Here is a 24820-nt window from a genome sequence, read left to right as displayed (position 1 = left end):
ACCCCACCGGTCACGAGCTACTGCCCGAGCACCGCCGTGATCTCGTCGTTGTCCGCGTCGACGTTCGCTCCGTCGCCGAGGACCGCGTCGCGCACCAGGGTCAGCCACGGGCTGCTCGGTGCGTTGAACGCCTGCTGGAAGTTCAGCGCGACGGGGGTGTCACCCTGGCCGGCGACCTCGTTGATGGTCACCAGGCGGGGGTCCTTGGCGGCGTACTCGTTGTCCGCCAGGTCGGCGCGCGAGACGACGTCGTTGTTCTTGGCCAGCACGTCGACCTGCGCGTCCTCGGACATCATCCAGGACAGGAAGTTCCACGCCTGTGCCGCGTTCTCCGAGTCCTTGGAGACGCCGATGCCGTCACCGCCGACGAACGTCGAGGCGCCGCCCTCCGGGCCGGGGATGCCGGACACGCCGACGTCGAAGCCCGTGGTCGACGACAGCAGCGTCGCCGGGTAGAACATCAGGCCGACCTTGCCCTCGGTGAAGCCGGCGGTCCACGTCGGACCGGCCTCGTCCTCGGACGACGGGAGCACCGCGCCGGAGTCCCAGAGGTCCTTCCACGTCGAGTAGATGTCCTTGGCCGTGTCACTGTTCAGCAGCGACTCGGTGCCGTCCTCGTTCATGACCTGCTCGCCGTCGGCCCAGACCGAGGGGAACCAGGTGAAGACCAGGCAGCCGCCGCAGTTCAGGCCGGTGGCGGTGCCGTAGGTGTCGGGCTTGTTCAGCGCCTGGACCGCCTTGGCGGCCTCGGCGTACTCGGCCATGTTGGCCGGCGCCTTCTCCGGGTCGAGCCCGGCCTCGGCGAACAGGTCCTTGTTCCAGAACAGCATCGACAGGTCGAGCACGAACGGCAGGACGTGCTCCTTGCCGTCGGCGGTCCCGGCGGCGAGGTGGCCCTTGTTGATCTCGTCCTTGAAGCTGAGGCCGTCGATCTGCTCGGTCAGGTCCTGGAACAGGCCCTGCTGCACCCAGTTGGGCACGTAGACGATGTCGGCGGCGAACAGGTCGGGCAGGCCGTCCGAGCCGGCGGCGGCGCCGACCTTGGCGACGTAGTCGTCGTTGGGGACGACGGTCAGCTCGACCTGGTTCTCGTGGCTCTCGTTGTAGGCCTCGACCAGCAGCTTGGCCTGCTTCTCCAGGGGTGCGCGGGTCCAGAGCGTCAGCGTGGTGCCGTCGTCCGTCCCGTCCGGGCCGGCGCTGACGGCGGCGTCAGCACCGTCGTCGCCGCCGTCATCTGCGCTGCTGCACGCCGCCAGTCCGACCAGCAAGCCGGCCGTCATGATCCCGGCGGCCAGGCGGGTGCCTGCCGACCGGGTGCGGGTGATCCTCATGGGCGTCTCCTCGTGCTCTTCGTCGAGCGGGTGCCGTCGTCGGCACCCCTGGGGGATCTGTTCTGGGGCGAAACCCTTTGTCGGTGCCCGCGGATCGGATGGGGCGCACCGGTCGGTCCGACGGGGCGTCCATGGCGCGCTGACGTGCACGCCTGGACGATCCCCGAGGAGCCGACCCGATCCCGAAACATGCCGAAAAGGTTTTCTGAAGATAGGGCGGCGAGGGGTGGCGCGTCAACGGGTTGCTGCGGTTACAGTTCGATCACGAACGACACTCGCCGACGAGGAGGTGGTCCCGGTGGCCCGCGCCGAACAAGCCCGCGCCGTGACGCTCTCCGACGTCGCGCGCCTCGCCGGGGTCTCCGTCGCGACCGCCTCCAAGGCCCTGAACGGTCGCGACCAGGTCAAGGACAGCACCCGGCAGCGCGTCGTGGAGGCAGCCGAACGGCTCTCGTTCAGCCCCAACCCGCTCGCCCGGGGACTGCTGGCCGGGCGCACCGGCACCGTCGGCCTGCTGACCAGCGACCTCGAGGGCCGGTTCGTCATCCCGATCCTCATGGGCGCCGAGGACGCGTTCGGCGCAGGCAAGGTCAACGTCTTCCTCTGCGACGCCCGCGGCGACTCCATCCGCGAGCAGTACCACCTGCGCGCCCTGCTCAGCCGCCGCGTCGACGGGCTCATCGTCGTCGGTCGGCAGACCGACCCGCGCCCCTCGCTCGGGCACGCGATCCCCGTCCCCGTCGTGTACGCGTACGCGCCGTCCGACGACCCGTCCGACCTCTCGATCACCCCCGACAACGCCCACGCCGGCCGCGTCGCCGTCGAGCACCTCATCGCCTGCGGCCGCACCCGCATCGCGCACATCACCGGCGAGCCCGCCTACGCCGCCGCCCGCGACCGTGCCGAGGGCGTCGTCGCCGGGCTGCGCGCCGCCGGGCTCGAGCTCGTCGGCGACGTCATGTACAGCGAGTGGTCCGAGGGCTGGGGGCGCGACGCCGCCGCCGTCCTGCTGGCCCGGCACCCCGACATCGACGCCATCCTGTGCGGCTCCGACCAGATCGCGCGCGGCGCCCTCGACACCGCCCGGGACCTGCACCGGACCGTCCCCGACGACCTCGCGGTCATGGGGTTCGACAACTGGGAGGTGCTGACCACCAACTCCCGCCCCGAGCTCACCAGCATCGACGCCAACCTGCAGCAGCTCGGACGCACCGCTGCCCAGCGGGTGTTCGCCGCGCTCGACGGCGTGGACACCGGGTCCGGCACCGAGTACGTGGCCGGCCGCCTGGTGATCCGCGGCTCGACCGTCGCGAAGCGGTAGGTACGCAGCTGTCGCTGTCTACCCGCGCAGGCTACGCCGCTGTCGCTGTCTACCCGCGCAGGGCTACGCCGCGCGGCGGTGACCGGACCCGAGGAGCCGGTCCAGGTACGGGTTGCTGAAGACGCCGCCGGGGTCGGCCTCGGCACGCACGCGCTGGGCGTCGGCGAAGCGGGGGTACAGCGCGCCGAGCTGCTCGGCCTCGAGCCAGTGCATCTTGCCCCAGTGCGGCCGCCCGCCCACCTGGGCGACGATCCGCTCGACGGCCGCGAAGTACCGCGCGTACGGCAGCCGCAGGTACTGGTGCACCGCGACGTACGCCGTCGCGCGACCGTGCGCGGTCGAGAGCCACAGGTCGTCCGCCGCGGCGAACCGCACCTCGACGGGGAACGGCACGCGCTCGCCGCTCGACTCGATCCAGGCATCGATCTCCTGCAGCACCTGGACCAGCCGGTCGCGGGGGACCGCGTACTCCATCTCCCGGAACTTCACCCGCCGGGGCGAGACGAAGACCTCCGCGGACGGGGCGGTGTACCGGCGCGACGACAGCGCGCGGGCCGCGAACCCGTTGATCGACGCCGTGGTCGACGGGGCCAGGGTGGCGACCCCGTTGGCCAGGGAGAACACCGCGTTGGACAGGAGCTCGTCGTCCACCCACCCGCGCAGCCGCGGCAGGGGGACGTCGACCTCGTCGGCGACGCGGTTGTTCCGCTTGGTCAGCGCGCGGCGCGTGTGCGGGAACCAGTAGAACTCGAAGTGGTCGTTGCCCTCGACCAGCCCGTCGGGGCCGTCGAGCTGCTCGAGGACCTCGTCCAGCGGCCACGGCTCCTCGCGGGCCTCCAGGCGGAACGCCGGGACCACCTCGAGGGTGACGGCGGCGAGCACGCCGACGCTGCCCAGCCCCAGCCGGGCGAGCTCGAACAGCTCCGGCTGCTGCGTCGCGGACGTCTCGACGACCTCGCCGGTGGCCGTGACCAGCCGGGCGCCGACGACCTGCGTGGCCAGCCCACCCAGCCTCGCCCCGGTGCCGTGCGTGCCGGTCGAGATGGCACCCGCGATCGACTGCTTGTCGATGTCCCCGAGGTTGCGCATGGCCAGACCGCGGTCCGCGAGGAGGGTGTTCAGAGCGCCCAGACGGATGCCGGCGCCGACGGTGACGTGCGTCGTGCCGTCGGTCTGAGGCTCGACACGCTCGACCGCGTCCAACGAGTCCAGACGGATGTGGACCCCGTCCGTGACCGCCACGGGGGTGAAAGAGTGCCCGCCGCCGACAGCCCGGACGCGGAGCCCGTCGACCGCTCCCGAACGCACTGCGGAGGAGAGTTCTCCCAGGTCACGGGGGTGCAGCACCCTGACGGGCGTCGCACGTGCGGTGCGTGCCCAGTTTTGCCAGTCGCCAGATGCGTGCAGTCGTCCCATAATAGTGACAGGTTGTCCTGGTCGGTTGTCCAAGTCAAGTGCGTCAAGTCCTTGACTATCGTGACAAGTGCTATTGAACTGTGCACTGGGGGAGGCGTCGGCCTCGCCCACCGGGCGGTGGTCGGCCGGTGGGGCCGTCGCTAGAGGGAGGGGAACCCTGTCATGAACCGCTTGCCCGTGGCCGAGAGGCGCGAGCAGCTCATCGAGGCCGCTCTCGCCGTCGCGAGCCGGGACGGCATCGATGCCGCCACCGTGCGCGCCGTCGCCGCCGAGGCCGGAGTCTCCCTGGGGGTCGTGCACTACTGCTTCCAGGACAAGGACGAGCTCCTTCGCGCCATGGCCCACGCCATCACGTCGGCCAACCTCGAACGCAGCCTGGGCGAGCTCCCCCCGGAGGCGGTCGACCCGGAGTCCGTCATCGAGGGCGTCATCGACGCCCTCTGGGCGGGCATCCGCGAGTCCCGCGGCCCGCAGCTGCTGAGCTACGAGCTGACGACGTCCTCGCTGCGGCACGCCGAGCTCAACCAGGTCGCCATCGAGCAGTACCGCGGCCAGTGGGCCGCCGCCGAGCAGGTCCTGGACCTGGTGGAGCGGTCCGCGCACGTCAGCTGGACGGTCCCGCGCGGCACCCTGGCGCGCACGGTCGTCGCGGTCATCGACGGGTTCTCCCTCGCCTGGCTCGTCGACGGGGACAGTGAGGCGGCCCGCGCCGGGCTGCAGGGCTTCGGGCGCTTCCTCGCCACGGTGGCCGTCCCGACCTCGCTCGAGGCCGACACCGCCGCGACGCTCGCGTGAGCACCACGGTCGCCGAGTCGGCTCGTCGCGCGCGGATCGCGGTCTCCGCCGGCTTCGCCGGACAGGGGTTCGCCTACGCCACGGTGCTGACCAGCCTCGAAGGCTTCAAGGACCGCTACGGCATCGACGACGGGCAGGTCACGCTCGTCGTGCTCGGCGTCTGCGTCATGGCCGCGCTGGGCACCCTCGTCGCCGACCGGGTGGCCCGCACGCCCGGGGGCAGCCGGATCGTGCTCGGCGCGGGGCTCCTCGTTGTCGCGACCGCCGTCGTCGTGGCCGCCGTGGCCCCTGTCTTCGCCGTGCTGGCGCTCGGGTTCGCGGTGTACGGCGTCGGGCTCGGCATGGTCGACGCCGGCACCAACATGCAGGCCGTGGCCATCCAGCGCGAGTACGGCCGGTCCCTGCTCACCGGGTTCTACGCGTCCTGGTCCGTCGGTGGCATCGCCGGCGCCGTGTTCGTCGCGAGCACGGTCGGCCGCACGCCGACCGACCCCGTCGCCGTCGCGCTGCTGGCCGGCACGCTCGTCGCGGTCCTCGCCGCGGTCGGGGTGCTGCGCGCCGGGTGGCGCGTCACGGTCCCGGTGCACGCGGACGGCGTCGCGACGCCCGACGAGGCACTGGCGCTGCCGGCCACCGGTGGCGGCAAGGCCGTCGTGCCGTGGGGAGCCGTGCTCCTGCTCGGGCTCGGCGTGATCGCGTTCTACGTCGCCGACACCGCCATCTCCACCTGGAGCACGATCTACCTCGGTGACGTCCTCCTGGCGGCCGCGTCCTTCGCGCCCCTGGGCTACGCCGCCTACCTCACGACGACGCTCGCCTCGCGGCTGGCGGGTGACCCGGCCGTACGGCGGTGGGGTCGCGTGGTCGTGCTGCGCACCGGGGCGCTGATCGGCGCCGCCGGGCTCGTGCTCGTGGTCGCGGCACCCGGACCGTGGGCGGGCCTCGCCGGGTTCGCGGTGGCCGGCGCCGGCCTCGGCGTCATCGCGCCCCTGTGCTTCTCGGCCGCCGGGGACCTCGCGCCGGGTCACACGGACGCGGTCGTGGCGCGGCTCAACGTCTTCAACTACGTCGGCGCGGTGCTCGGCGGGGTGCTCGTCGGCGCCATCGGCAGCACGTCCTCGCTGCACTACGGGTTCGTCGTGCCGATCGTGCTGATCGTCGTCGTGGCGGTGCTCGCCGGTCGCTTCGGCGTCACCCGGCACACCGACTCGCCCGTCACCGCGGGAGCCGGTGCATGACCCGCACCCTTGGCGAGCGTCTCGACGAGGCGACGCACGGCTTGCCCGCGCCGCTCGTCGTGGTGGACCTCGACGCCCTCGACGCCAACGCGGCCGACCTGGTCGACCGGGCCGGTGGGACGCCGATCCGCGTGGCCAGCAAGTCCGTCCGCGTCCGGCACGTGCTCGAACGCGTCCTGGCGCTCCCCGGGTTCGCCGGAGTCATGGGCTACAACGTGCGTGAGGCGCTCTGGCTGGTCTCGCAGGGCGTCGACGACGTCCTGCTCGGCTACCCGAGCGTCGACACCGGGGCGCTCGACGCCCTCGCGTCGGACCCGGTCGCAGCCCGGGCCGTCACCCTCATGGTCGACGACGTCGCGCAGGTCGAGCTGGCCGCCCGCGCCGCCGACGCCCACGGCACCACGCTGCGGCTCTGCCTCGACGTCGACGCCTCCCTCAAGGTCCGGTTCGGTCCGCTGGCCGCGCACCTCGGCGTCCGGCGCTCGCCGGTGCACTCCGCCGCCGACGCAGGAGCGCTCGCCGCGGCGATCGCCCGACGGTCCGGGGTCGACGTGGTCGGCGTCATGTTCTACGAGGCCCAGGTGGCCGGGCTGCCCGACTCCTCGCCCGCCGTCCGCGCGGTCAAGCGGCTCTCGATCCGGGACCTGGCCGTCCGCCGCGCCGCCGTCGTCGACGCCGTGCAGTCCGCCGTCGGCCACGAGCTGACGCTGGTCAACTCCGGGGGCTCCGGCTCCGTGGCCTCCAGCGCCGCCGACCCCGTCGTCACCGAGGTCACCGCCGGCTCCGGCCTGTTCGTGCCGACCCTCTTCGACGCCTACCGCTCGTTCACCCCGCGCCCCGCCGCGTTCTTCAGCCTCGACGTCGTCCGCATCCCCGCACCTGGCTTCGCGACGGCCTTCGGCGGTGGGTACATCGCGTCCGGCCCCGCCACCAAGTCGCGCCAGCCACGGCCGGTCTGGCCCGCCGGGCTGGCTCTGACCAGCCGCGAGGGCGCCGGCGAGGTCCAGACGCCGCTGCGGCTGTCTAGCGGCGCGGACCTGCGCGTGGGGGACCGGGTATGGTTCCGGCACGCCAAGTCCGGCGAGGTCATGGAGCGCTTCGAGCAGGTCCACCTCGTCCGCGACACGACGATCGAGTCCACGGTCCCCACGTACCGCGGCGAGCACCACACCTTCGGCTGACCCAGCGCTGCGTCCACCCCAGGTGCAACGTCCGAGCATCCGGTCGCTATGACGCTCGGATGCTCGGACGTCCCGAAGGTCCACCCGTAACGTCCGAGGATCCGGTTGCCATGGCGCTCGGATGCTCGGACGTTCTGGGCGTTGGTGCAGCCGGCCGTGGCAGGACGTGCTCGAGGCCGGATCTGTGCAGGCGTTCCGGGCGTGTGGTGGCGAGGTCGTGGGGGCCGGTCGCGGGGGTTCGGGGGTGGGTGGCAGGGGTTGCGGGGGTGCGGAAGGCGCGAGGGCCCTGCGCCGGTAGCCTTGACCGGTGACCCTGCGCCTCTTCGACACCGCGACCCGGACGGTGCGTGACTTCGTCCCACTCGTGCCGAACGAGGTGGGCATCTACCTGTGCGGGGCCACGGTGCAGGCGCCGCCGCACATCGGGCACCTCCGCTCGGGCATCGCGTTCGACGTGCTCGTGCGCTGGCTGCGCCGCACGGGGCACCGCGTGACGCTGGTGCGCAACGTGACCGACATCGACGACAAGATCCTGGCCAAGGCCGCCGATGCCGGTGAGCCGTGGTGGGGGTGGGCCGCCACGAACGAGCGGGCGTTCACCGCCGCCTACGACGCCCTCGGCGTGCTGCCGCCCAGCTACGAGCCGCGCGCGACCGGTCACGTGCCCGCGATGATCGAGCTGATGGACCGCCTCGTCGACACCGGCCACGCCTACACGACCGGCCCCGGCGACGTGTGGTTCGACGTGCGCAGCTACCCGGAGTACGGCGCCCTGACCAACCAGCGGGTCGACGACATGATCCCCGCGCCGGACGGCACCGTCGACGACGCCGCCAAGCGGGACCCCCGCGACTTCGCCCTCTGGAAGGCCGCCAAGCCGGGTGAGCCGGAGACGGCGTCCTGGGACACCCCGTTCGGTCGCGGCCGCCCGGGCTGGCACCTGGAGTGCTCGGCGATGGCGCAGCGGTACCTCGGGGAGTCCTTCGACATCCACGGGGGCGGGCTCGACCTGCGCTTCCCGCACCACGAGAACGAGCAGGCCCAGTCGCGGGCCGCCGGCTACGGGTTCGCGCAGTACTGGCTGCACAACGGCTGGGTCACGCAGAGTGGCGCCAAGATGAGCAAGTCGCTCGGCAACGGGCTGCTGGTCACGGTCGTGCTGGCCAAGGAGCGCGCCGCGGTGCTGCGCTACGCCATGACCGCGGTGCAGTACAGCTCGATGCTGGAGTGGACCGACGACACCCTGCGCGAGGCCGAGGCCACCTGGGACCGGCTCGCCGGGTTCGTCGAGCGCGCGGCAGAGAAGGTCGGGGTCGCCGACGACGCCGAGGTCGCCGGGGTCGAGCTGCCCGCCGAGTTCGTCTCCGCGATGGACGACGACCTCAACGTGCCCGCCGCGCTCGCCGTCGTGCACGAGCACCTGCGCACCGGCAACTCCGCGCTCGCGCGCGGCGACCTCGGCGAGTCCCGCGACGCGATGGTGGTGCTGCGGGCCATGCTCGACGTCCTGGGCCTCGACCCCGGCGGCAGCCAGTGGCGCGCCCACGGCAGCGACGCGCGCTACGCCCGGGCGCTGGAGTCCGTCGTCGCCGCCGAGCTGGAGGCCCGTGCCCAGGCCCGTGCCGCCCGCGACTTCGCCACGTCCGACGCGATCCGGGACCGCCTCGCCGCGGCCGGCATCGTCGTCGAGGACTCGTCTACGGGAGCGCGCTGGTCACTCGCCGCGCGCACCGAGGACTGATCCGGGTGCAGCGGAGGGTGAGGGGCGCGGCGCGGCGCTCACCCGCAGCGGAGCGCAGGAGCAGCCCGACCACAGGCACGACACTGCAGAGGACAGCTGACCGACCTTCGGGTCGCTCAGAAGACAGGAGAACTGAACATGGCCGGAAACTCTGAGCGCCGCGGCGCCGTCCGCAAGGGCGGCTCCAAGAAGGTCGCCAGCGCGGGGACGGGCGGCAAGAACCGCCGGTCCCTCGAGGGCAGGGGGCCGACGCCCAAGGCGGAGGACCGCGAGTACCACCCCGCGCACAAGGCGAAGGTCGCCGCGGAGCGCCGGGCGGTCGCCGGGACCCGCGGCACGTCGGGACGCCAGTCGGCGGGCGCGAGCCGCAGCGCCGCCGGCTCCAAGGGTGGTCGGAAGAGCTCGACGCACGAGATCGTGTCCGGTCGGAACTCGGTGGTCGAGGCGCTCCGCGCGGGCATCCCCGTCTCGACCGTCTACATCGCGTCCCGGCTGGAGGGTGACGACCGCACGCGCGAGATCATCAGCGCCGCCGGGAACTCGAACTACCCGCTGCTCGAGGTCAGCCGCGCCGAGCTGGATCGCCTCACCGACGGGTCCGTGCACCAGGGCGTGGCCATCCAGGTGCCGCCGTACGCGTACGCGGACGACGACGACCTGCTGGACGCCGCCGCCGAGACCGACCGCCCGGCCCTGATCGTCGCGCTCGACGGCGTGACCGATCCTCGCAACCTCGGGGCGGTCCTGCGGTCGGCCGGTGCGTTCGGCGCGCACGGTGTGCTGGTGCCGGAGCGGCGCGCGGCGGGCGTCACGGCGTCGGCGTGGAAGGTGTCCGCGGGTGCTGCGGCGCGCGTGCCGGTCGCCCGGGTGACCAACCTGGTGCGGACCCTGCAGGGGCTCAAGTCGGCGGGGGTCTTCGTCGTCGGGCTGGACGGTGGCGGCGACGTGTCGATCACCGACCTGCCGTACGCGACCGACCCGCTCGTGCTGGTGGTCGGCTCCGAGGGCAAGGGTCTGTCGCGGCTGGTCCGCGAGCAGTGCGACGCCATCGCGTCGATCCCGATCGCGTCGGCCGTCGAGTCGCTCAACGCCGGTGTCGCCGCGGGCATCGCCCTGTTCGAGGTCGCCCGCCAGCGCGCCGTCTGAGCCGGCCGGGGCCGCAGGCAGCGGCCGGCACCAGCACGTCGGTGCCGGCGCTCAGCCGATGATCTGGTCCGGGTCGACCTGGGGGAACATGTCGGTGTCCGGGATCTCGCCCGCCTGCACGCCGAGGATCGCCTGCTCGTCGGGGCGCGTCGGCAGGATGTTCTTCACGTAGCTCTTCGCGGCCTGCTTCATGGGCACGTCGCGGCCCTGCTGCTCGGACAGGTACCAGCGGTGGTCGAGGAGCTCGTGGTAGATCTGCGCGGGCTCCAGCTTGCCGCGCAAGTCCCGGGGGACGCTGCGCACGGCCGGCTCGAAGATCTCGGTCAGCCAGTCGTGCGCGACGAACGACTCGTCCTCACGCTGCCGGTCGGTGGCCGCGCGGTACTCGTCCAGGTCGTTGAGCAGCCGGCGGGCCTGGTTCTCCTGCACGTCGAGCCCGGTGAGGCGCATGAGCCGGCGCGAGTGGTGACCGGCGTCGACGACCTTCGGCTGGATCCGCACGCTGGTGCCGTCGACGTCCGTGGTGATGTCGAGCTCGCCGACGTCGAACCCGAGGTCGTTGAGGCGGTCGATGCGGGCCTGCACGCGCCAGCGGTCCCCGAAGGTGAACGACTCGGACTCCGTCAGGGCACGCCACAGCTCGCCGTACCGCTCGGCGAGAGCGTCCCCGATGGCGACGGCGTCGACGTCCTCCTCGAGGAACTCGCCCGCCTGCAGGTCCATGAGCTCGCCGATGATGTTGACGCGCGCGACCTCGAGGTCGTAGCCGCGCTGACCGTCCGACAGCTTGTCGTGCAGGTCGCCCGTCTCGGCGTCGACGAGGTACGCGGCGAACGTCTCGGCGTCCCGGCGGAACAGGGTGTTCGACAGCGACACGTCGCCCCAGTAGAAGCCGACCAGGTGCAGCCGGACCAGGAGGACCGCGAGCGCGTCGATGAGCCGGGTCGCGGTGTCGGGGCGCAGGGACTGGCTGAACAGCGCGCGGTAGGGCAGCGAGAACGAGAGGTGCTTGGTGATCAGCACCGCCTCCAGCCGCTCGCCGTCGGCGTCGGAACGGCCGGTGATGACGCCGACCGGCTCCACGCTCGGGACGTCGAGGCGTCGGAGCTGGCGCAGCAGCTCGTACTCGCGGTAGGCCACCGTCTCGCCGATCTCCTTGACGGCGATGACGCGGCCGGACATCTTGGCGAACCGCACGATGTGCCGGGAGATGCCGCGGGGCAGGGCGGCGAGCGTCTCGGCCGGCCACTCCTCCAGCGGGATGTGCCACGGCAGGTCGAGGAGGGCGGGGTCGGGCGAGGCCGCGGTGATCTGCAGGCGCTGCGGCGTCGGGCTCATGGGCTCGATCCTCTCAGAGAACGCCCACGCGGCAGCCTGACGAAAGCGACAACGGGGCGCGCGAAAGCCGACAGGGCGGCCCCGGCCGAAGCCGGGACCGCCCTGTCGGGTGGTGCGAAGGTCAGGCCTCGATGCGCTGGCCCGAGCCCGCGTGGAACAGGTGCGTCTCGCCCTCGCGGATGCGGACGTAGATCGTCTCGCCCTTGGCGGGGACCTGGCGCGGGTCGACGCGCACGATGACCTGAGCGTCGCCGGCACCGGAGTGCACCGCGTCGGCGTGGCCGAACTCGTTGGTCAGCGAGCCGTAGACGAACGCGTCGGAGCCGAGCTCCTCGACGATGTTCACGATGACCGGGATGCCGTCCGGCGTGCCGGCGGGCACGACGTCGAGCGACTCGGGGCGGAAGCCGACGGTGACGTGGTTCTTGTCGTCGTCGGTGAACTGGCTGATGACCGAGCGCTGGACGGCGACGCGGGCGCGGCCCAGGTTGGCGACACCGTCGAGCACGGGGAACGTGCCGATGTTCATGGCCGGCGAGCCGATGAAGCCGGCGACGAAGACGTTGGCCGGGGTGTCGTACATGTCGCGCGGGGTGCCGACCTGCTGCAGGAGACCGTCCTTGAGGACCGCGATGCGGTCACCCATGGTGAGGGCCTCGGTCTGGTCGTGCGTGACGTAGACGGTGGTGACACCGAGACGACGCTGCAGCGACGCGATCTGCGTACGGGTCTGGACGCGGAGCTTGGCGTCGAGGTTCGACAGCGGCTCGTCCATGAGGAACACCTGGGGCGAACGCACGATGGCGCGGCCCATGGCGACGCGCTGACGCTGGCCACCGGAGAGGGCCTTCGGCTTGCGGTCGAGGTACTGGGACAGGTCGAGGATCTTGGCAGCCTCCTCGACGCGCTGGCGGATCTCCGCCTTCGGGGTGCCGGCGATCTTGAGCGCGAAGCCCATGTTGTCGGCGACCGTCATGTGCGGGTACAGCGCGTAGTTCTGGAACACCATCGCGATGTCCCGGTCCTTCGGCTGGACGTCGGTGACGTCGCGGTCGCCGATGAGGATCCGGCCCGCGTTGACGTCCTCGAGGCCCGCGAGCATGCGGAGCGAGGTGGACTTACCACAACCGGAGGGGCCGACGAGGACGAGGAACTCGCCGTCCTCGATGTGCAGGTCGAGCGCGTCGACCGCGGGGCGCTCCGTGCCCGGGTAGACCCGGGAGGCCTTGTCGAAAGTGACCGTTGCCATGGCTGATCAATCCCTTCACCGGCAGGTACGTGCCGGACGATCCGTAGTGAAGAGTGTCAAGAGTGTCCTCGATGACACGGGCCGCTGGAGAAGGGTTCCTCCGGTGGCCCGCGGTCATCATGCCACACCGCCGTGGACGGACCACACCCGGCTGTGACGGATGACACGTCACCCGGCGGTCACTCGACGGTCACCCGACCAGGATCCCGGACCCGTCCCGGAACCGGACGAGGAGCCGACCTGCGTACTCGCTGACCTGGTCGACACCGCCCGGGTCGCGGGCGAGATGACGTGCGACGTCGGCCACGCTGGCGAGCTTCCCGTCGGACCGGTCGAGCCCGCGCAGCGTGCGATCGGCGGTGACGACGACGACGAGCGAGCCGTCGGTGCCCAGGTAGACGGGCGGTGCGTCGACGTGCGTGACCCAGTGGGTGGCGCCCGTCCGGGCGTCGAGCGCGCGGACGTCCCGGCCCTGGGCGACGTGCACGACCCCGTCGACGAGCAGGGCCTGGCCGGTGGTGCCGGTGAGGCGCCAGAGCTCCTCGCCCGTGGTGGCGTCCCGCCCGACCAGCGACGCCAGCCCGGCATCCTCGCTGTCGGTGAGCAGTGCGACGTCGGGCGCGCTGCCGTCGTCGACCGCGAGCCGGGCGGGTCGCTCGGCCACCGGGGTGCGGGTGCCGTCCCGGGTGACGAGGACGCCCGCGGAGAACGCGAACGCCTGCCAGGGTGACCACACCACCGTGCCGGCGCGGGCCAGCTCCGCCCAGCCGTCGGTCTCGACGGTCACGTCACCGCGGGACTTTCCGTCGGCGCCGAACAGCCAGGCGTGCCCGCTGTCGGTCAGGAGCACCCGGTCGTCGTCGCTGGCCAGGTCGGCCGCGGAGCGGATCACCCGGTCGCCGAGGCGCACCGCGTGGACCTCGGGCACGCGCGGGGTCCGCTGCCGCCACTGCACGTCCCCGGTGGCGGGGTCGGTCGCGGTGAGCGTCCACCGCACGGCGCCGGCGGAGTCCCGCTGCGGGGTCGCGACGACCAGGTGCGCCGCCGTGACGGACCACAGCGAGCCGGGGGCCAGGCTGGTCGTCGCCAGGGTCGTGCCGGACTCGGGGTCGAGCACCAGCAGCGGGGTCACGGCACCCCCGGGGCGCGCCGGGGAGACCTCCGCGGCGCAGACCGCCCGGGGTCCGTCGGGGGAGGTCGTCGTGGTGCAGCGGACCCAGACGGACGGGAACTCGGAGCGGCCGCCCGGCGGGAGGGCGTCGTCGAGGGAGAACGGCACGGACCACAGGACGTCGCCGGAGTCCGGGTCCGTCGCGCGCAGGTCGACCCCGCCGAGGTGGTACCGGGCGCCGATGGCCCAGTGCCCGGCGGAGTCCGCGGCGACGAGCGAGCCCGCGCTCGGCGTCCACGTCCGCAGCGTCCCCGGGGGGTCGTGCAGCGGGCTGAGCACGCCGGGCACGTCCGCGAGGTACTCGAGGCGCTCCCGCTCGTGCGCGTCGAGCACCCCCTGGACGGCCACCAGCGCGAGCACGGCGGCAGCGCTCGCGCCGGCCACCCACGCGGCGTGCCGTCGCAGCCACGAGGGCGGCCGGTCGGCGGGTGCGCGACGGTCGACCTCGGCTGCGTCCTCCCCGTCGACCAGCTCGACGGGGGCGAGGTGCGCGTGCACGACCGTGGCGCCCATGGTCAGCCCAGGACCGCGACCGCGCCGGTGTCCATCCACACGTACAGCCGAGGGTCGTGCCAGCCCGACTGGAAGCCCCCGACGAACACCGTCGACCTGTCCCCGCCGGCGTCCGCGCGGACCTGGTCGGCGAGGTCGACGGTCCACGCCAGCTCGCCGTCGGTCAGCGTGTACGCCTCGAGGGTCACGCCGAGGCCCGGCAGCAGCAGGTACCGGCCGTCCGTCGACAGCTGCTGGGGCATGTGGTCGATCTCGGTCCGCCAGAGCAGGTCACCGCTGACGGCGTCGACGGCGAGCAGCGAGTCGGACGTGGCGACGTACAGGGTCCCGTCGAGCAGGAGGCTCGTCACGATGGTGCCGTCGACGTGCCAGAGCCGCGCACCCGTCCGTGCCGACCGTCCGCTGAGCCCGTCGGCACCGCCGGGCGCCTGGCCGACGGTGAGGACGACGCCCGGTGCCGACCCGTCGTCGACGGCGAGCCAGCTCGCGGTCTCGTCGATGGGGACCCGGGTGCCGTCGGGCAGCAGGAGCGTGCCGCTGTAGGCCGACGACGTCCAGGTGCTCTCGATGAACACGTCGGCCCGGGCGGGCTGGAGCCACGACGCAGGGTCGAGGGGGACGTCGAGGAAGGGCTCGCCGTCGGCGGTGAGGACCCAGCCGTGGCCGTCGACGCCGAGCACGACGTGGTCGCCGGTCGACTCCAGCGACGCCCTGCGGGTGGCGTACGCGCTCTCGGGCCCGTCCTCGCGGCCGACGACGTCCGTCAGCGGCGTGGTCCAGGTCCAGCGCGGCTCGCCGCTCACGACGTCGTCGGCGCTGACCCGCCACCGGACCGCACCCGCGTCCGTGCGTGCCGGGGCGCCGTCCTCGTCGACGGGCTGGGCGACCACGAGGGCGTCGTCGACGAACGTCAGTCCCCAGCTGCCGTCGACCTCGCGGTCCGCCAGCAGGGTGCCGGCAGCCGGGTCGAGCACCCACACGGACGACCGCGGGATGCCCTCGACGCCCTCGCCGTACTGCTGGGAGATGCAGGCCGCCACGGGCTCGTCGTCGCCCGCGTCCGTCCGTGGCACCGCGGCGCAGGAGATCCACAGCTCCGGGGACGCGCTCGTCGGGGTCGGCTGGGGCGTCGGCAGGTCGACCGGGGTCCGCCACGCGACGCGCCCTGTGCCGGGGTCGAGTCCGACGATGACCGGGTCGCCCGACGCGTCCTGCACGCCGCCGACGAGCAGGCCGTCCACCACGGCGCCCGACTGCAGCGCGGGCGCGAGCTCCGGGTCGGCCCACCAGAGCACGCCGACGGACGAGTCGATGGGCGGCACGATCCCCGGGACGGCGGCGAGCGCGGCGACCCGGGCGTCCTCGCGCCGGTCGAGGACGACCTGGGTGACGGCGAGCGAGCCGACGACGACCGCGGCCGACGCGACGAGCCAGGGGGCGTGCCGCCGCACCCAGGTGCGGGCGGCGAGGACGTCGTCCCCGGGGTCCCGGACGGGCTCGGCCGGCGCCAGCGGGATACCCGGGCGAGGCCGCGTGCGCTCGAGCTCGTCCACAGCCTCGACGAGCTCGACCTCGCGCATCCGGCCGGGCATGAGGCGCACGCTACGCCTCGACCCCACGACCGACCAGCAGAGGGAGGGTGAGGTCCTAGAGGCCGTCGGCGAGCGTCGCCAGAGCGGCCACGAGCTCGTCCGGGTCCTCGACCCGGAACCGCGCCGTGGTCGTCCCGTGGCCGACCTTGATGGTCACGTCCTCGTCGAGGAGCGCCTCGAACGCGTGCTCGTCGGTGACGTCGTCGCCCGCGTACAGGACCACCGGTGCACCGAGCTCGTCGCGCAGCGCCGTGAGCGCCTCGCCCTTGCTCGCGCGCAGGACCGAGATCTCCACGACGTCCTTGCCGTGCAGGACACCGGAACCGAGGCGCTCCCCGAGGGCGATCGCCTCCTGCTCGGCCGGTTCGGCGTCCACCGCCTCCGCCAGCCGGGTGTGCACCACGACGGCGGTCGGCTTGGTCTCCACCCAGACGCCGTCCCGGCCGCGGGCGATCCGCGCCGCCTCCGCGCCGAGCGACGCCAGGCGGTCCGCCTGCTCGTCGGTCAGCTGGACGACGTCGCGGTCGAGCCCGAACGTGGTGACGCGCGCCCGCTCGGCGCCGTGGCTGCCGATGAGGAACGTGCCCGCGGGCACCTGCGCCAGGACGTGCAGGTCGTGCATGGCCCGCCCGGACACCAGCGCGAGCGCGACCCCCGGCGTCCCCGCGAGCCGGGCGAGCACCTCCACCCCTGCCGGGAGGATGCGCGACGCGGACGGGTCGTCCTGCAGCGGGGCGAGGGTGCCGTCGAAGTCGAGGGCGACCAGGAGCGGGCGGCGTGCCGGGTCCTGCGCGAGCGCGGTCAGGGCGGTCCGGAGCGCGTCAGTCACGGGAGGCCCGCACGGGGACGGCGTTGAGGGCGGCCAGGAAGTCCTCGGACCAGGCGACGACGTCGTGCCCCAGCACGCGTCGGCGCAGCCGGCGCATCCGCTTGCGGGACTCGCGGGCGTCCATGTGCACGGCGTACGTGATCGCGTCCTTCATCCCGTCGATGTCGTGCGGGTTCACCAGCACCGAGCCGGTGAGCTCGTCGGCGGCGCCCGTGAACTCGGAGAGCACCAGCGCGCCGCGGTCGTCGGACCGGGCCGCGACGTACTCCTTGGCCACGAGGTTCATGCCGTCGCGCAGAGCCGTGACGAGCATGACGTCGGCCGCCAGGTACAGGGCCGCCATCTCCTCCATGGGGAACGACTGGTGCAGGTACTGCACGGGGGCGTGGCCCACCTGCCCGTAGTCGCCGTTGATCCGGCCGACCAGCAGCTCCACGTCGTCGCGCAGCTGCTGGTACGCACCCACGTTCTCCCGGCTCGGGCTGGCCACCTGGACCAGCGTCGTGCTCTGCGGGGACAGCCGGCCGTCCAGGAGCAGCTCGCCGTACGCCTTGATGCGGTGCCGGATGCCCTTGGTGTAGTCGAGGCGGTCCACCCCGAGCAGCAGGAACTCCGGGTCGCCCAGCTCGCGGCGGATCTGCAGGGCGCGCTCGCGGACCGCGTCCGTACGGGCCAGCTCGTCGAACGCGTGCGAGTCGATCGAGATGGGGAACGCCGCGGCGCGCACGTGCCGCCCGGGTCCTCGGTGCCCCTCGGCCTCGTTGAGGGTGACCATCTGACCGCGGGTCGTGAGGTCGGTGAGCCGACGCACGATGCGCACGAAGTTCGCCGCGTCGCCCGCCCGCTGGAAGCCGACGAGGTCCGCGCCGAGCAGCCCCTCGATCACCTGGACGCGCCACGGCAGCTGCGCGAACAGCTCCAGCGGCGGGAACGGGATGTGGTGGAAGTACCCGATGCGCAGGTCGGGGCGCAGCTCGCGCAGCATCTTCGGGACCAGCTGCAGCTGGTAGTCGTGCACCCAGACGGTCGCGCCCTGGGCCGCCTGGTCCGCGGCGGCCTGCGCGAAGCGCCGGTTCACCTTCTGGTAGGAGTCCCACCACTGCCGGTGGAACGCGGGGGGCTCGATGACGTCGTGGTACAGCGGCCAGAGGGTGTCGTTGGAGAAGCCCTCGTAGAACTTCTCCAGGTCGTCCTCGGTGAGCACGACCGGGATCAGCTCCGTGCCGTCCACGTCGAACGGCTCGAGCTCCAGGTCGGGGGAGCCGCCCCAGCCGACCCAGGCGCCGCTCGTGCTCGCCATCACCGGCGCGAGCGCCGTGACGAGGCCGCCGGGGGACCGGGTCCAGGTGGGTTCGCCGTCGTCGTCCAGGCTCACGTCCACGGGGAGACGGTTCGCGACGACGACGAAGTCGTAGCCGTGCGCGGGCGCGTCGGAAGGCAAGACATCAACTCCTCGGGTCGGTCCGACCCTATCCGTGCAGGTCGTACCGCGCGTTGCCGGGCAGTCCCCGCAGACCGCCGGTTACGGTGCCTGGATGGAACGGATCGGCCTGGAGCCGGGCTCGGAGATCGGGGGCTACACCGTCGTCGCCCCCCTCGGCTCGGGCGGCATGGGGACCGTGTACCGCGCCGTGGACGGCGGCGGCGACGCCGTCGCGCTCAAGCTGCTGCACCCGCACGTCGGGTCCGACGCGGTGACGCGGGACCGCCTGCGCCGCGAGGTGCACGCCCTGCAGAAGCTCCGCCACCCGGGCGTGGCKGCGGTCCTGGACGCCGAGGCGGACTCCACGGAGGCGTTCCTGGTCACCGAGCTGGTGGCGGGCGACAACCTCGAGGAGCACGTGCGCGAGCGCGGCACGCTGGACGCCGAGGAGCTGCTGGACCTGGCCGAGGGCCTGCGCGACACGCTCGTCGCGGTGCACGGTGCCGGCGTGGTGCACCGCGACCTCAAGCCGTCCAACGTCATCATCGGCGACGACGGCCCCGTGCTCATCGACTTCGGCCTCGCGCAGGCCGCCGACGACTCGAAGCTGACCGCCGACGGCCTGGTCCTGGGCACCCCCGGGTACCTGGCGCCCGAGCTGCTGGACGGCGCCGAGCCCGACGAGGCGTCCGACTTCTGGGGCTGGGCCGCGGTCCTGGTGTTCGCCGCCACCGGGCGCCCCCCGTTCGGCTCCCGGCCGCTGGAGGCCGTGCTCGCGCGGGCCCGCTCCGGCGACGTGGACCTCGACGGCCTCGGACCGTTGACCGCCCAGGCGCTGCGTCGTGCGCTCGCGGCCGACCCGGCCGACCGCACCGCCCCGGACGACGTCGTGGCCGCGCTCACGCTGGTGGTCGCGGAGGGTGAGCCGGTCGCGGACGAGGCGGACACCACCGTCCTGAGCGCCGACGACGTCGTCGGGACGACGGTGCTGGGTCCGGAGCCGGCGACCGTGGCCGTGGCGCCGGTGGTCGCTGCGGCCCCCGTGGTGGCCGCGAACGACGGGCAGACGCGCGCGTTCGACCCGGGCGCGGTCGACGAGCCGGAGGACGAGGACTGGGACGAGGACCCCGACGGGGTCGACTGGATCGAGGAGGACCTCGACGCGTCCGAGGAGCCCGAGCCCGAGGGGTCCGGGTACGAGCGCCCACCGGCGCTGCGGCGCTGGGGGACCCTGCTCGCGGCGGCGCTGCTCCTCGGCTCGGCGGGAGCCCTGTACCCGGGGGTCGCGCTCGTCGTGTTCGTGCTGGTGGTCGTGGTCGTGCGGACGATCGGGTCCACGGTCGAGGCCATGTACGGGCGGCGGGAGCGGGCCGGCGTCCGGCGCTCCGACCGGGCGGTCGCCGTCGCGACCGCTCCGTGGCACCTGCTGCGCTCGGTCGTCGGGCTGGTGCCGTCCCTCGTCGTCGCCGGCAGCGTCCTGGTCATCCTGCTCGGGCTGTCCTGGTGGCTGGTCGACAACGACCACTGGGTGGTGGGCGACTCGCCGTCCGGCCAGGAGCCGCAGGGCCTGACGGCGACGGTCCTGGTCGGGGTGCTCGTGCTGGTCGGCGCGGCCGTCGTCTGGTGGGGGCCGTTGTCGCTGATGACCCGCACCGGTGCCCGGCGGGTGCTGGCCGTCGTGGCCCCCGGGCCGCTCGGCGCCCTCGTCGCGACCGTCGTCCTGCTCGCCGCGTCGGCCGTGTTCGTCGTGCAGATCCTCACCGGCGCCCCGATCACGTGGGCACCGCTGCCCACCCCGGTGCTGCCCTAACCGATTCGGTCGGACCGTCCCCGTCTCGCCATGCGGGACCCCGCTGGCGTGTCGTCCGCTCACCCTCTTGGGTGAAGGCTCGATGACCGGGGGGAGGGTGCACGGATGTCTGCAGAGACAGAGGCCGAGGTCGTCGCAGGGCGTCGCAGCAACGGGGACGTCGTCCGCTTCGACCACCGCAACGGGGCGCTCGGGGTGTTCCGCGGAGACGTGATCGTGGCCTACTTCCGTCCCGACGAGGGGTACGAGTACTTCCTGCGCGAGATCGCCAAGTGACGGCGTTCGAGGACGCGTTCACCGCGGTGGTCCGCGCTCGCGGCGTGTGGCGCGACGACACCCCGGCGGACCTGCTGGACCGCTGGGCGAGCTTCGTGGCCGAGTGCGAGCGCGGGTACCGGGGCGACGAGTTCGCGTACGGCAACGAGGCGATGGCCCGCACCACGATCGAGGCGGCGCTGCGCCACCCGAGCCTCGCGAACTTCCCGGAGCTGGCGGGGTTCCGGCGCCGGGTCGCGACGATCGACGCGCGGTTCCAGCCGTTGCTCGTCGAGCACGCGTTCCCGGGGATCGACGCCGAGGAGTGGTGGCTGCGCGGGATCGTGCGCCGGGCCGGTGGACGGCTGGCGCAGGACTGGAAGCGGTCGTTCGGGTTCGACGTCGAGGTGGTCAGGCACCCCCGGGTCTCGTGAGGGCGCCCCGATTCACAGCGCTGCCCCCTACGCTGTGCCGCATGACCGCGCGACGAGGGCCGCACCGCGCCGGCCCGCGCCTGTCTCTGGTCGCGGCGGTCGCGCTCGCCGGCCTCGCCGGCGTCGTCGCCGCGCACGGTCGCGTCCTGCTGCACGACTGCGTCAGCGCGAGCGGCGTCCTCGGCCCGCTCGGGCTGCGCCTGGCGGTCCTGCAGGACGCCGCGGACTGCCCGGAGGGCACCTACGGGCTCGGCACGATGTCCCAGGGTGCCGTCGTCCTGCTCAGCGTGGCCGCGCCGGTCGCGGCCCTGTACCTCCTGCTCACGGTGTGCGGCGTCGGCCTGTCGGGCCTGCTCGTGCGCGCGGCCCGGCAGGTCCGGGCGTTGGTCGGCCGGACCCTGCGGGGCGCTCTGCTGGCCGTCCGTCCGCTGCCGGTCGAGGCTCGCGGCGGGGTCGGTGTCCCGCTGGGGCAGGCCGTCCCGGCGTGGACGGAGCGGGTGCTCGTGGGCAGCATCGCGCGACGGGGTCCGCCGGCTGTGGCCTGACGCCCAGCCCACCTGTCGCCCGACCCACGTCCCAGGAGCACCCATGCCCACCAACGACCCGCGTCCCACCAAGGCAGTCCGCCGCGACGAAGCCCGCGCCAAGGCCGCGCAGATGCGCAAGGAGCAGGAGCGCAAGGCCAAGCGGAACCGCATCCTCGCGATCGGCGGTCTCGTCGTCGCGGTCCTCGCGCTCGTCGCCGTCGTCTTCTCGATCCTCAACCAGAACAAGGCCAACGAGGCCGCCAACTCGAACGTCGCCTACGGCCAGGGCACCGAGAACGTGGTCGCGCCCGCGCTCGACGACGTCACGGCGCCCGCCCCCGCGAACGACAAGGGCGGGATCCCCGTCAGCGGCAACGGCGGCGACGACGTCGGTGTGGCCGGCGACGGCGACGTCGACCTGACGATCTACTTCGACTACATGTGCCCGTACTGCGGCCAGTTCGACGAGGCCAACGCGGGCGACCTCGACGCGATGCTGGAGGAGGGCGGCGTGACCATCACGTACCACCCGGTCTCGATCCTCGACCGCCTGTCCGCCGGCAGCTCGTACTCGACGCGGGCCGTCAACGCCACGGCGATCGTCGCCGACAAGTCGCCGGAGCACTTCACGGACTTCGTCACCGCGATGTACAAGGACCAGCCGGCGGAGGGCACCTCGGGTCGCTCCGACGCCGAGATCGCGAAGATCGCCGAGGACCTGGGTGTCCCGGCCGAGGTGACCGCGACGTTCATGGACACCGTGTCCGGCACGTTCGACACCCAGGACGAGAAGGGCCTCGAGGGCACCTGGCGGACGTTCGCCCCGTGGAGCGCCGCCGCGACCAACCAGGCGGGCACCGACGTGCCCGAGTTCTCGACGCCCACCGTGCTGATCAACGGTGAGCCGTTCACCGAGTGGCAGACGCCCGGCGTCCTGAAGCAGGCCGTCGACGCCGCCAAGTCCTGACCCTGTGATCACCGGGCGCCCCCGTGCGGGGCGCCCGGTTATCCTGGGGCGCGCCCGCCTCCTTAGCTCAGTCGGCCAGAGCACCTGTCTTGTAAACAGGGGGTCATCGGTTCGAATCCGATAGGGGGCTCCATCCGTGAGAACCCCGCCCGGTGAGGGTGGGATCGACGCCGTGAGGACCAGATGGCCAAGATCGACCCGCTCAGCGGGTTCCCCGAGTTCCTGCCTGCCGGCCGGATCGTCGAGCGCTCCGTGATCGAGGCCCTGGCGTCCACGTTCGAGCTGCACGGCTTCGCCAACATCGAGACGCGCGTCGTGGAGCCGCTCGAGCGGCTGGCCAAGGGCGGGGAGATCGACAAGGAGATCTACCTGCTGAACCGGCTGAGCGCCGAGGGTGTCGACGACGCTGCCGGCTCGCGGGGTGCGCTCGGGATGCACTACGACCTCACGGTGCCGCTCGCGCGGTACGTGGTGGAGAACGCGGGCCGCCTGACGTTCCCGTTCCGCCGCTACCAGATCCAGCCGGCGTGGCGGGGCGAGCGTCCCCAGGAGGGACGGTTCCGGCAGTTCACGCAGGCGGACGTCGACATCATCGGCGTCGACCACCTGCCGTTCCACCACGACGTCGAGGTGGTGACGGTCATGGTCCAGGCGCTCGCGCGGCTCCCGCTGCCGCCGCTGACCCTGTGCTTCAACAACCGCAAGCTCATCCAGGGCTACCTCGAGGGGATCGGCGTCGCGGACATCCCCTCGACGCTGAAGATGCTCGACAAGCTGGACAAGGTCGACCGGGCCGAGGTGGTCCGGCTGCTCGTCGAGCAGGTCGGTCTCGACGAGTCGACCGCGGACCGGTGCCTCGCGCTGGCCACCATCCGGAGCGCCGACGAGTCGTTCGTGGACCAGGTCCGCGCGCTGGGCGTCACGTCCGAGCTCCTGGACACCGGGCTCGAGGAGCTGGCCGCGGTGATCAGCGCGTCCCGCGCGGTGACGACGGAGAACGTGCGGGTCGTCGCGGACCTGCGGATCGCGCGCGGCCTGGACTACTACACGGGCACCGTCGTCGAGATCTACATGGAGGGGTTCGAGCACCTCAAGGCGGTCGGCGGCGGTGGGCGGTACGACGCCCTCGCGACCGACGGGAAGACCACCTACCCCGGGGTCGGCATCTCCTTCGGCGTGTCCCGCAGCGTCGTCCCGCTGGTGGCGAAGGGTCTGCTGGCCAGCTCGCGACCCGTGCCCAGCGCGGTGCTCGTCGCGCTCGTCTCGGAGGAGGAGCGGCAGGTCAGCATCGACCTCGCCGGCCGCCTGCGGTCCCGCGGGATCGCGTGCGAGGTGGCGCCGTCGGMGACGCCGTTCGGCAAGCAGATCCGCTTCGCCGACCGCCGGAGCATCCCGTTCGTGGTGTTCCCGGGCGTGGGCGACGGTGGCCACCAGGTGAAGGACATCCGCTCCGGCGAGCAGGTGGACCTCGACCCGGACACCTGGGTCCCGCCGGAGGGTGACCTGCGACCGACGGTGGTCACCAGCTACTGAGAGGCGGACCCCGCTGCCCGTGAGGCGGTGGGCCGTGGCACGGGGGGCGGACCGAGGTCCGCGACGGTGACGATGGGGGCCGAACATGCGTGACCTGGGACGACGACCGACCGACGACGCGTCGTGGAGGTCCTCGTGCTGCGTGTGACGCTGCGGGGAGCCGGCGTGCCGACCGTGGTCCTCGGCACCGGCGAGACGCTCCTGGTCGGGCGGGACCCGCAGGCGGCCCTGCCCGACGTCGACGCGGACACCGCGCTGCGCAGCACGGCCCTCACGCTGCCGCGGGCGGCGCCGCACGTGTCGCGCGTCGTCGGGGAGATCGTGGTCGGCGAGGAGGTCGTGCGGCTGCGCTGGCGCGGGTCGACCGAGGCGCAGCTGTCCAGCCTGTTCGACGCCCCCGGCGGCGCCCGCCGGGTTGCGCTCACCGACGGCATGGCCGCCCTGCTCGACGAGGGCGAGAACCACGTGCTGCTGCTGCGCGGCCGCCAGTCCGCCCCCGGGGTGTTCACCGACCTGGTGCTCGTGGTCGACGTGGCCGTGCCCGTCGCGCCCGTCGCCCCGGGTGCCTCGCCCGCGTGGCTGCCGGAGCACGACCCGGACGGAGCCGTCACCGCACCCGCGCCCCGGCTCGAACGGTGGTCGCGGGAGTGGTACGTCGCGCTCGCCCTCGCCGAGCCGTGGCTCGCCGGCGCCGACGACTACCCGCGGCCGGCGTCGAACCGCGAGATCTACGAGCGGGTGCTCACCTGGCGCGGGCACGCCTGGAACCTCGAACGTGCGCAGCGCGTCGACGACGCGATCCGCGTCGTCGCCCGGATGGCGTTCGGACCCGCCGACGACCCGTTCGCGCAGAAGGCCGGGCGGGTGCAGAACGTGCGGTTCGCCGTCGGCCGGCGCGCGGCCGAGGTGCGCCTCGTCACCGCCGACGACCTGGTGGTCGTGGAAGCCGCGCGGGCCCGGGGCGAGGGTCTCAACCCGGAACGTTCCACCCCCGACGCGCTGTCCTGACG

At 73.2% G+C, this 24820-nt stretch carries 21 protein-coding genes and 1 tRNA gene; 14 read left to right on the top strand and 8 right to left on the bottom strand.

Translation table 11 applies throughout. From position 1 onward, the window contains the following. Positions 1-17: 17 nt before the first annotated feature. Positions 18-1331: an ABC transporter substrate-binding protein gene (locus tag ACXJKF_RS05610; RefSeq protein WP_456786744.1), complete on the bottom strand. Its 1314-nt coding sequence runs from the start codon at positions 1329-1331 to the stop codon at positions 18-20. A gap of 325 nt (positions 1332-1656) precedes the next feature. Here ACXJKF_RS05610 and ACXJKF_RS05605 point away from each other — a divergent pair, with 325 nt between their 5' ends. Then, positions 1657-2652, top strand: coding sequence for a LacI family DNA-binding transcriptional regulator (locus ACXJKF_RS05605; RefSeq protein WP_456786743.1), 996 nt, complete (start codon positions 1657-1659; stop codon positions 2650-2652). 63 nt (positions 2653-2715) lie between these two features. Here the strand turns inward: ACXJKF_RS05605 and ACXJKF_RS05600 are convergent, their stop codons facing one another. Then, positions 2716-4068: a D-arabinono-1,4-lactone oxidase gene (locus ACXJKF_RS05600; protein WP_456786742.1), complete on the bottom strand. Its 1353-nt coding sequence runs from the start codon at positions 4066-4068 to the stop codon at positions 2716-2718. 162 nt (positions 4069-4230) lie between these two features. On the opposite strand from ACXJKF_RS05600, the gene ACXJKF_RS05595 reads away from it, so the two are divergent. The 5 genes from ACXJKF_RS05595 (at position 4231) to rlmB (ending at position 10169) form a co-directional block, all read left to right on the top strand. Continuing rightward, positions 4231-4863: a TetR/AcrR family transcriptional regulator gene (locus tag ACXJKF_RS05595; RefSeq protein ID WP_456786741.1), complete on the top strand. Its 633-nt coding sequence runs from the start codon at positions 4231-4233 to the stop codon at positions 4861-4863. Beyond that, the gene (locus ACXJKF_RS05590) at positions 4860-6101 is read left to right on the top strand and encodes an MFS transporter (RefSeq protein WP_456786740.1); all 1242 of its coding nucleotides are present in this window, start codon (positions 4860-4862) and stop codon (positions 6099-6101) included. The genes ACXJKF_RS05595 and ACXJKF_RS05590 overlap by 4 nt, the downstream gene beginning before the upstream one ends. Beyond that, on the top strand, positions 6098-7282 hold the full coding sequence (locus ACXJKF_RS05585; RefSeq protein ID WP_456786739.1) for an alanine racemase: 1185 nt from the start codon (positions 6098-6100) through the stop codon (positions 7280-7282). The genes ACXJKF_RS05590 and ACXJKF_RS05585 overlap by 4 nt, the downstream gene beginning before the upstream one ends. 307 nt (positions 7283-7589) lie before the next feature. Next, positions 7590-9023 carry a cysteine--tRNA ligase gene (gene cysS, locus ACXJKF_RS05580; protein WP_456786738.1) on the top strand — a complete coding sequence of 478 codons (1434 nt, stop codon included), beginning with the start codon at positions 7590-7592 and terminating at the stop codon, positions 9021-9023. A 138-nt stretch (positions 9024-9161) separates the two neighbouring features. After that, on the top strand, positions 9162-10169 hold the full coding sequence (rlmB, locus tag ACXJKF_RS05575) for a 23S rRNA (guanosine(2251)-2'-O)-methyltransferase RlmB (RefSeq protein WP_456786737.1): 1008 nt from the start codon (positions 9162-9164) through the stop codon (positions 10167-10169). Positions 10170-10220: 51 nt separating this feature from the next. On the opposite strand, the gene ACXJKF_RS05570 is transcribed toward rlmB, so the two are convergent. The 6 genes from ACXJKF_RS05570 to ACXJKF_RS05545 all read right to left on the bottom strand — a co-directional run bounded on the left by ACXJKF_RS05570 (position 10221) and on the right by ACXJKF_RS05545 (position 18302). Then, positions 10221-11507, bottom strand: a complete 1287-nt coding sequence (locus ACXJKF_RS05570) for a DUF4032 domain-containing protein (RefSeq protein WP_456786736.1) — start codon at positions 11505-11507, stop codon at positions 10221-10223. A 121-nt stretch (positions 11508-11628) separates the two neighbouring features. After that, positions 11629-12756, bottom strand: a complete 1128-nt coding sequence (locus ACXJKF_RS05565; protein WP_456786735.1) for an ABC transporter ATP-binding protein — start codon at positions 12754-12756, stop codon at positions 11629-11631. 190 nt (positions 12757-12946) lie between these two features. Beyond that, positions 12947-14440, bottom strand: coding sequence for an outer membrane protein assembly factor BamB family protein (locus tag ACXJKF_RS05560; RefSeq protein ID WP_456786734.1), 1494 nt, complete (start codon positions 14438-14440; stop codon positions 12947-12949). Between the two features lie 2 nt (positions 14441-14442). Beyond that, a complete protein-coding gene (locus ACXJKF_RS05555) occupies positions 14443-16032 on the bottom strand; it encodes an outer membrane protein assembly factor BamB family protein (protein ID WP_456786733.1) in 1590 nt (529 codons plus the stop codon). A 55-nt stretch (positions 16033-16087) separates the two neighbouring features. Further along, positions 16088-16861 carry a trehalose-phosphatase gene (gene otsB, locus ACXJKF_RS05550; RefSeq protein WP_456786732.1) on the bottom strand — a complete coding sequence of 258 codons (774 nt, stop codon included), beginning with the start codon at positions 16859-16861 and terminating at the stop codon, positions 16088-16090. Continuing rightward, positions 16854-18302, bottom strand: coding sequence for an alpha,alpha-trehalose-phosphate synthase (UDP-forming) (locus ACXJKF_RS05545; protein ID WP_055916982.1), 1449 nt, complete (start codon positions 18300-18302; stop codon positions 16854-16856). Before ACXJKF_RS05545 ends, otsB begins: the two co-directional genes overlap by 8 nt. Positions 18303-18396: 94 nt before the next feature. Here ACXJKF_RS05545 and ACXJKF_RS05540 point away from each other — a divergent pair, with 94 nt between their 5' ends. The 8 genes from ACXJKF_RS05540 to ACXJKF_RS05505 all read left to right on the top strand — a co-directional run bounded on the left by ACXJKF_RS05540 (position 18397) and on the right by ACXJKF_RS05505 (position 24818). After that, a complete protein-coding gene (locus ACXJKF_RS05540) occupies positions 18397-20094 on the top strand; it encodes a protein kinase domain-containing protein (protein WP_456786731.1) in 1698 nt (565 codons plus the stop codon). 105 nt (positions 20095-20199) lie between these two features. Next, the gene (locus tag ACXJKF_RS05535) at positions 20200-20370 is read left to right on the top strand and encodes a hypothetical protein (RefSeq protein ID WP_456786730.1); all 171 of its coding nucleotides are present in this window, start codon (positions 20200-20202) and stop codon (positions 20368-20370) included. Then, positions 20367-20783 carry a hypothetical protein gene (locus ACXJKF_RS05530; protein ID WP_456786729.1) on the top strand — a complete coding sequence of 139 codons (417 nt, stop codon included), beginning with the start codon at positions 20367-20369 and terminating at the stop codon, positions 20781-20783. Before ACXJKF_RS05535 ends, ACXJKF_RS05530 begins: the two co-directional genes overlap by 4 nt. Before the next feature lie 41 nt (positions 20784-20824). Continuing rightward, positions 20825-21328, top strand: a complete 504-nt coding sequence (locus ACXJKF_RS05525; protein WP_456786728.1) for a hypothetical protein — start codon at positions 20825-20827, stop codon at positions 21326-21328. Between the two features lie 43 nt (positions 21329-21371). After that, on the top strand, positions 21372-22277 hold the full coding sequence (locus ACXJKF_RS05520; RefSeq protein WP_456786727.1) for a DsbA family protein: 906 nt from the start codon (positions 21372-21374) through the stop codon (positions 22275-22277). 56 nt (positions 22278-22333) lie between these two features. Beyond that, positions 22334-22410: transfer RNA gene (locus tag ACXJKF_RS05515), tRNA-Thr, on the top strand. 50 nt (positions 22411-22460) lie between these two features. Then, positions 22461-23810, top strand: coding sequence for a histidine--tRNA ligase (gene hisS / locus ACXJKF_RS05510; protein WP_456786726.1), 1350 nt, complete (start codon positions 22461-22463; stop codon positions 23808-23810). Between the two features lie 135 nt (positions 23811-23945). Beyond that, the gene (locus ACXJKF_RS05505; RefSeq protein ID WP_456786725.1) at positions 23946-24818 is read left to right on the top strand and encodes a hypothetical protein; all 873 of its coding nucleotides are present in this window, start codon (positions 23946-23948) and stop codon (positions 24816-24818) included. Positions 24819-24820 lie beyond the last annotated feature (2 nt).

This window comes from Cellulomonas sp. P5_C5 (genome assembly GCF_054049655.1).
This window is presented reverse-complemented; position numbering and strand designations above follow the sequence as displayed.

Excerpts from the sequence above, each read along its gene's own strand:
- ACXJKF_RS05525 (WP_456786728.1), top strand. The coding sequence starts at position 20,825 with ATGACCGCGCGACGAGGGCCGCACCGCGCCGGCCCGCGCCTGTCTCTG.
- ACXJKF_RS05560 (WP_456786734.1), bottom strand. The coding sequence starts at position 14,440 with ATGGGCGCCACGGTCGTGCACGCGCACCTCGCCCCCGTCGAGCTGGTC.
- ACXJKF_RS05520 (WP_456786727.1), top strand. The coding sequence starts at position 21,372 with ATGCCCACCAACGACCCGCGTCCCACCAAGGCAGTCCGCCGCGACGAA.
- ACXJKF_RS05600 (WP_456786742.1), bottom strand. The coding sequence starts at position 4,068 with ATGGGACGACTGCACGCATCTGGCGACTGGCAAAACTGGGCACGCACC.
- ACXJKF_RS05570 (WP_456786736.1), bottom strand. The coding sequence starts at position 11,507 with ATGAGCCCGACGCCGCAGCGCCTGCAGATCACCGCGGCCTCGCCCGAC.
- ACXJKF_RS05555 (WP_456786733.1), bottom strand. The coding sequence starts at position 16,032 with ATGCCCGGCCGGATGCGCGAGGTCGAGCTCGTCGAGGCTGTGGACGAG.
- ACXJKF_RS05565 (WP_456786735.1), bottom strand. The coding sequence starts at position 12,756 with ATGGCAACGGTCACTTTCGACAAGGCCTCCCGGGTCTACCCGGGCACG.
- rlmB (WP_456786737.1), top strand. The coding sequence starts at position 9,162 with ATGGCCGGAAACTCTGAGCGCCGCGGCGCCGTCCGCAAGGGCGGCTCC.
- ACXJKF_RS05585 (WP_456786739.1), top strand. The coding sequence starts at position 6,098 with ATGACCCGCACCCTTGGCGAGCGTCTCGACGAGGCGACGCACGGCTTG.
- ACXJKF_RS05535 (WP_456786730.1), top strand. The coding sequence starts at position 20,200 with ATGTCTGCAGAGACAGAGGCCGAGGTCGTCGCAGGGCGTCGCAGCAAC.
- ACXJKF_RS05595 (WP_456786741.1), top strand. The coding sequence starts at position 4,231 with ATGAACCGCTTGCCCGTGGCCGAGAGGCGCGAGCAGCTCATCGAGGCC.
- ACXJKF_RS05610 (WP_456786744.1), bottom strand. The coding sequence starts at position 1,331 with ATGAGGATCACCCGCACCCGGTCGGCAGGCACCCGCCTGGCCGCCGGG.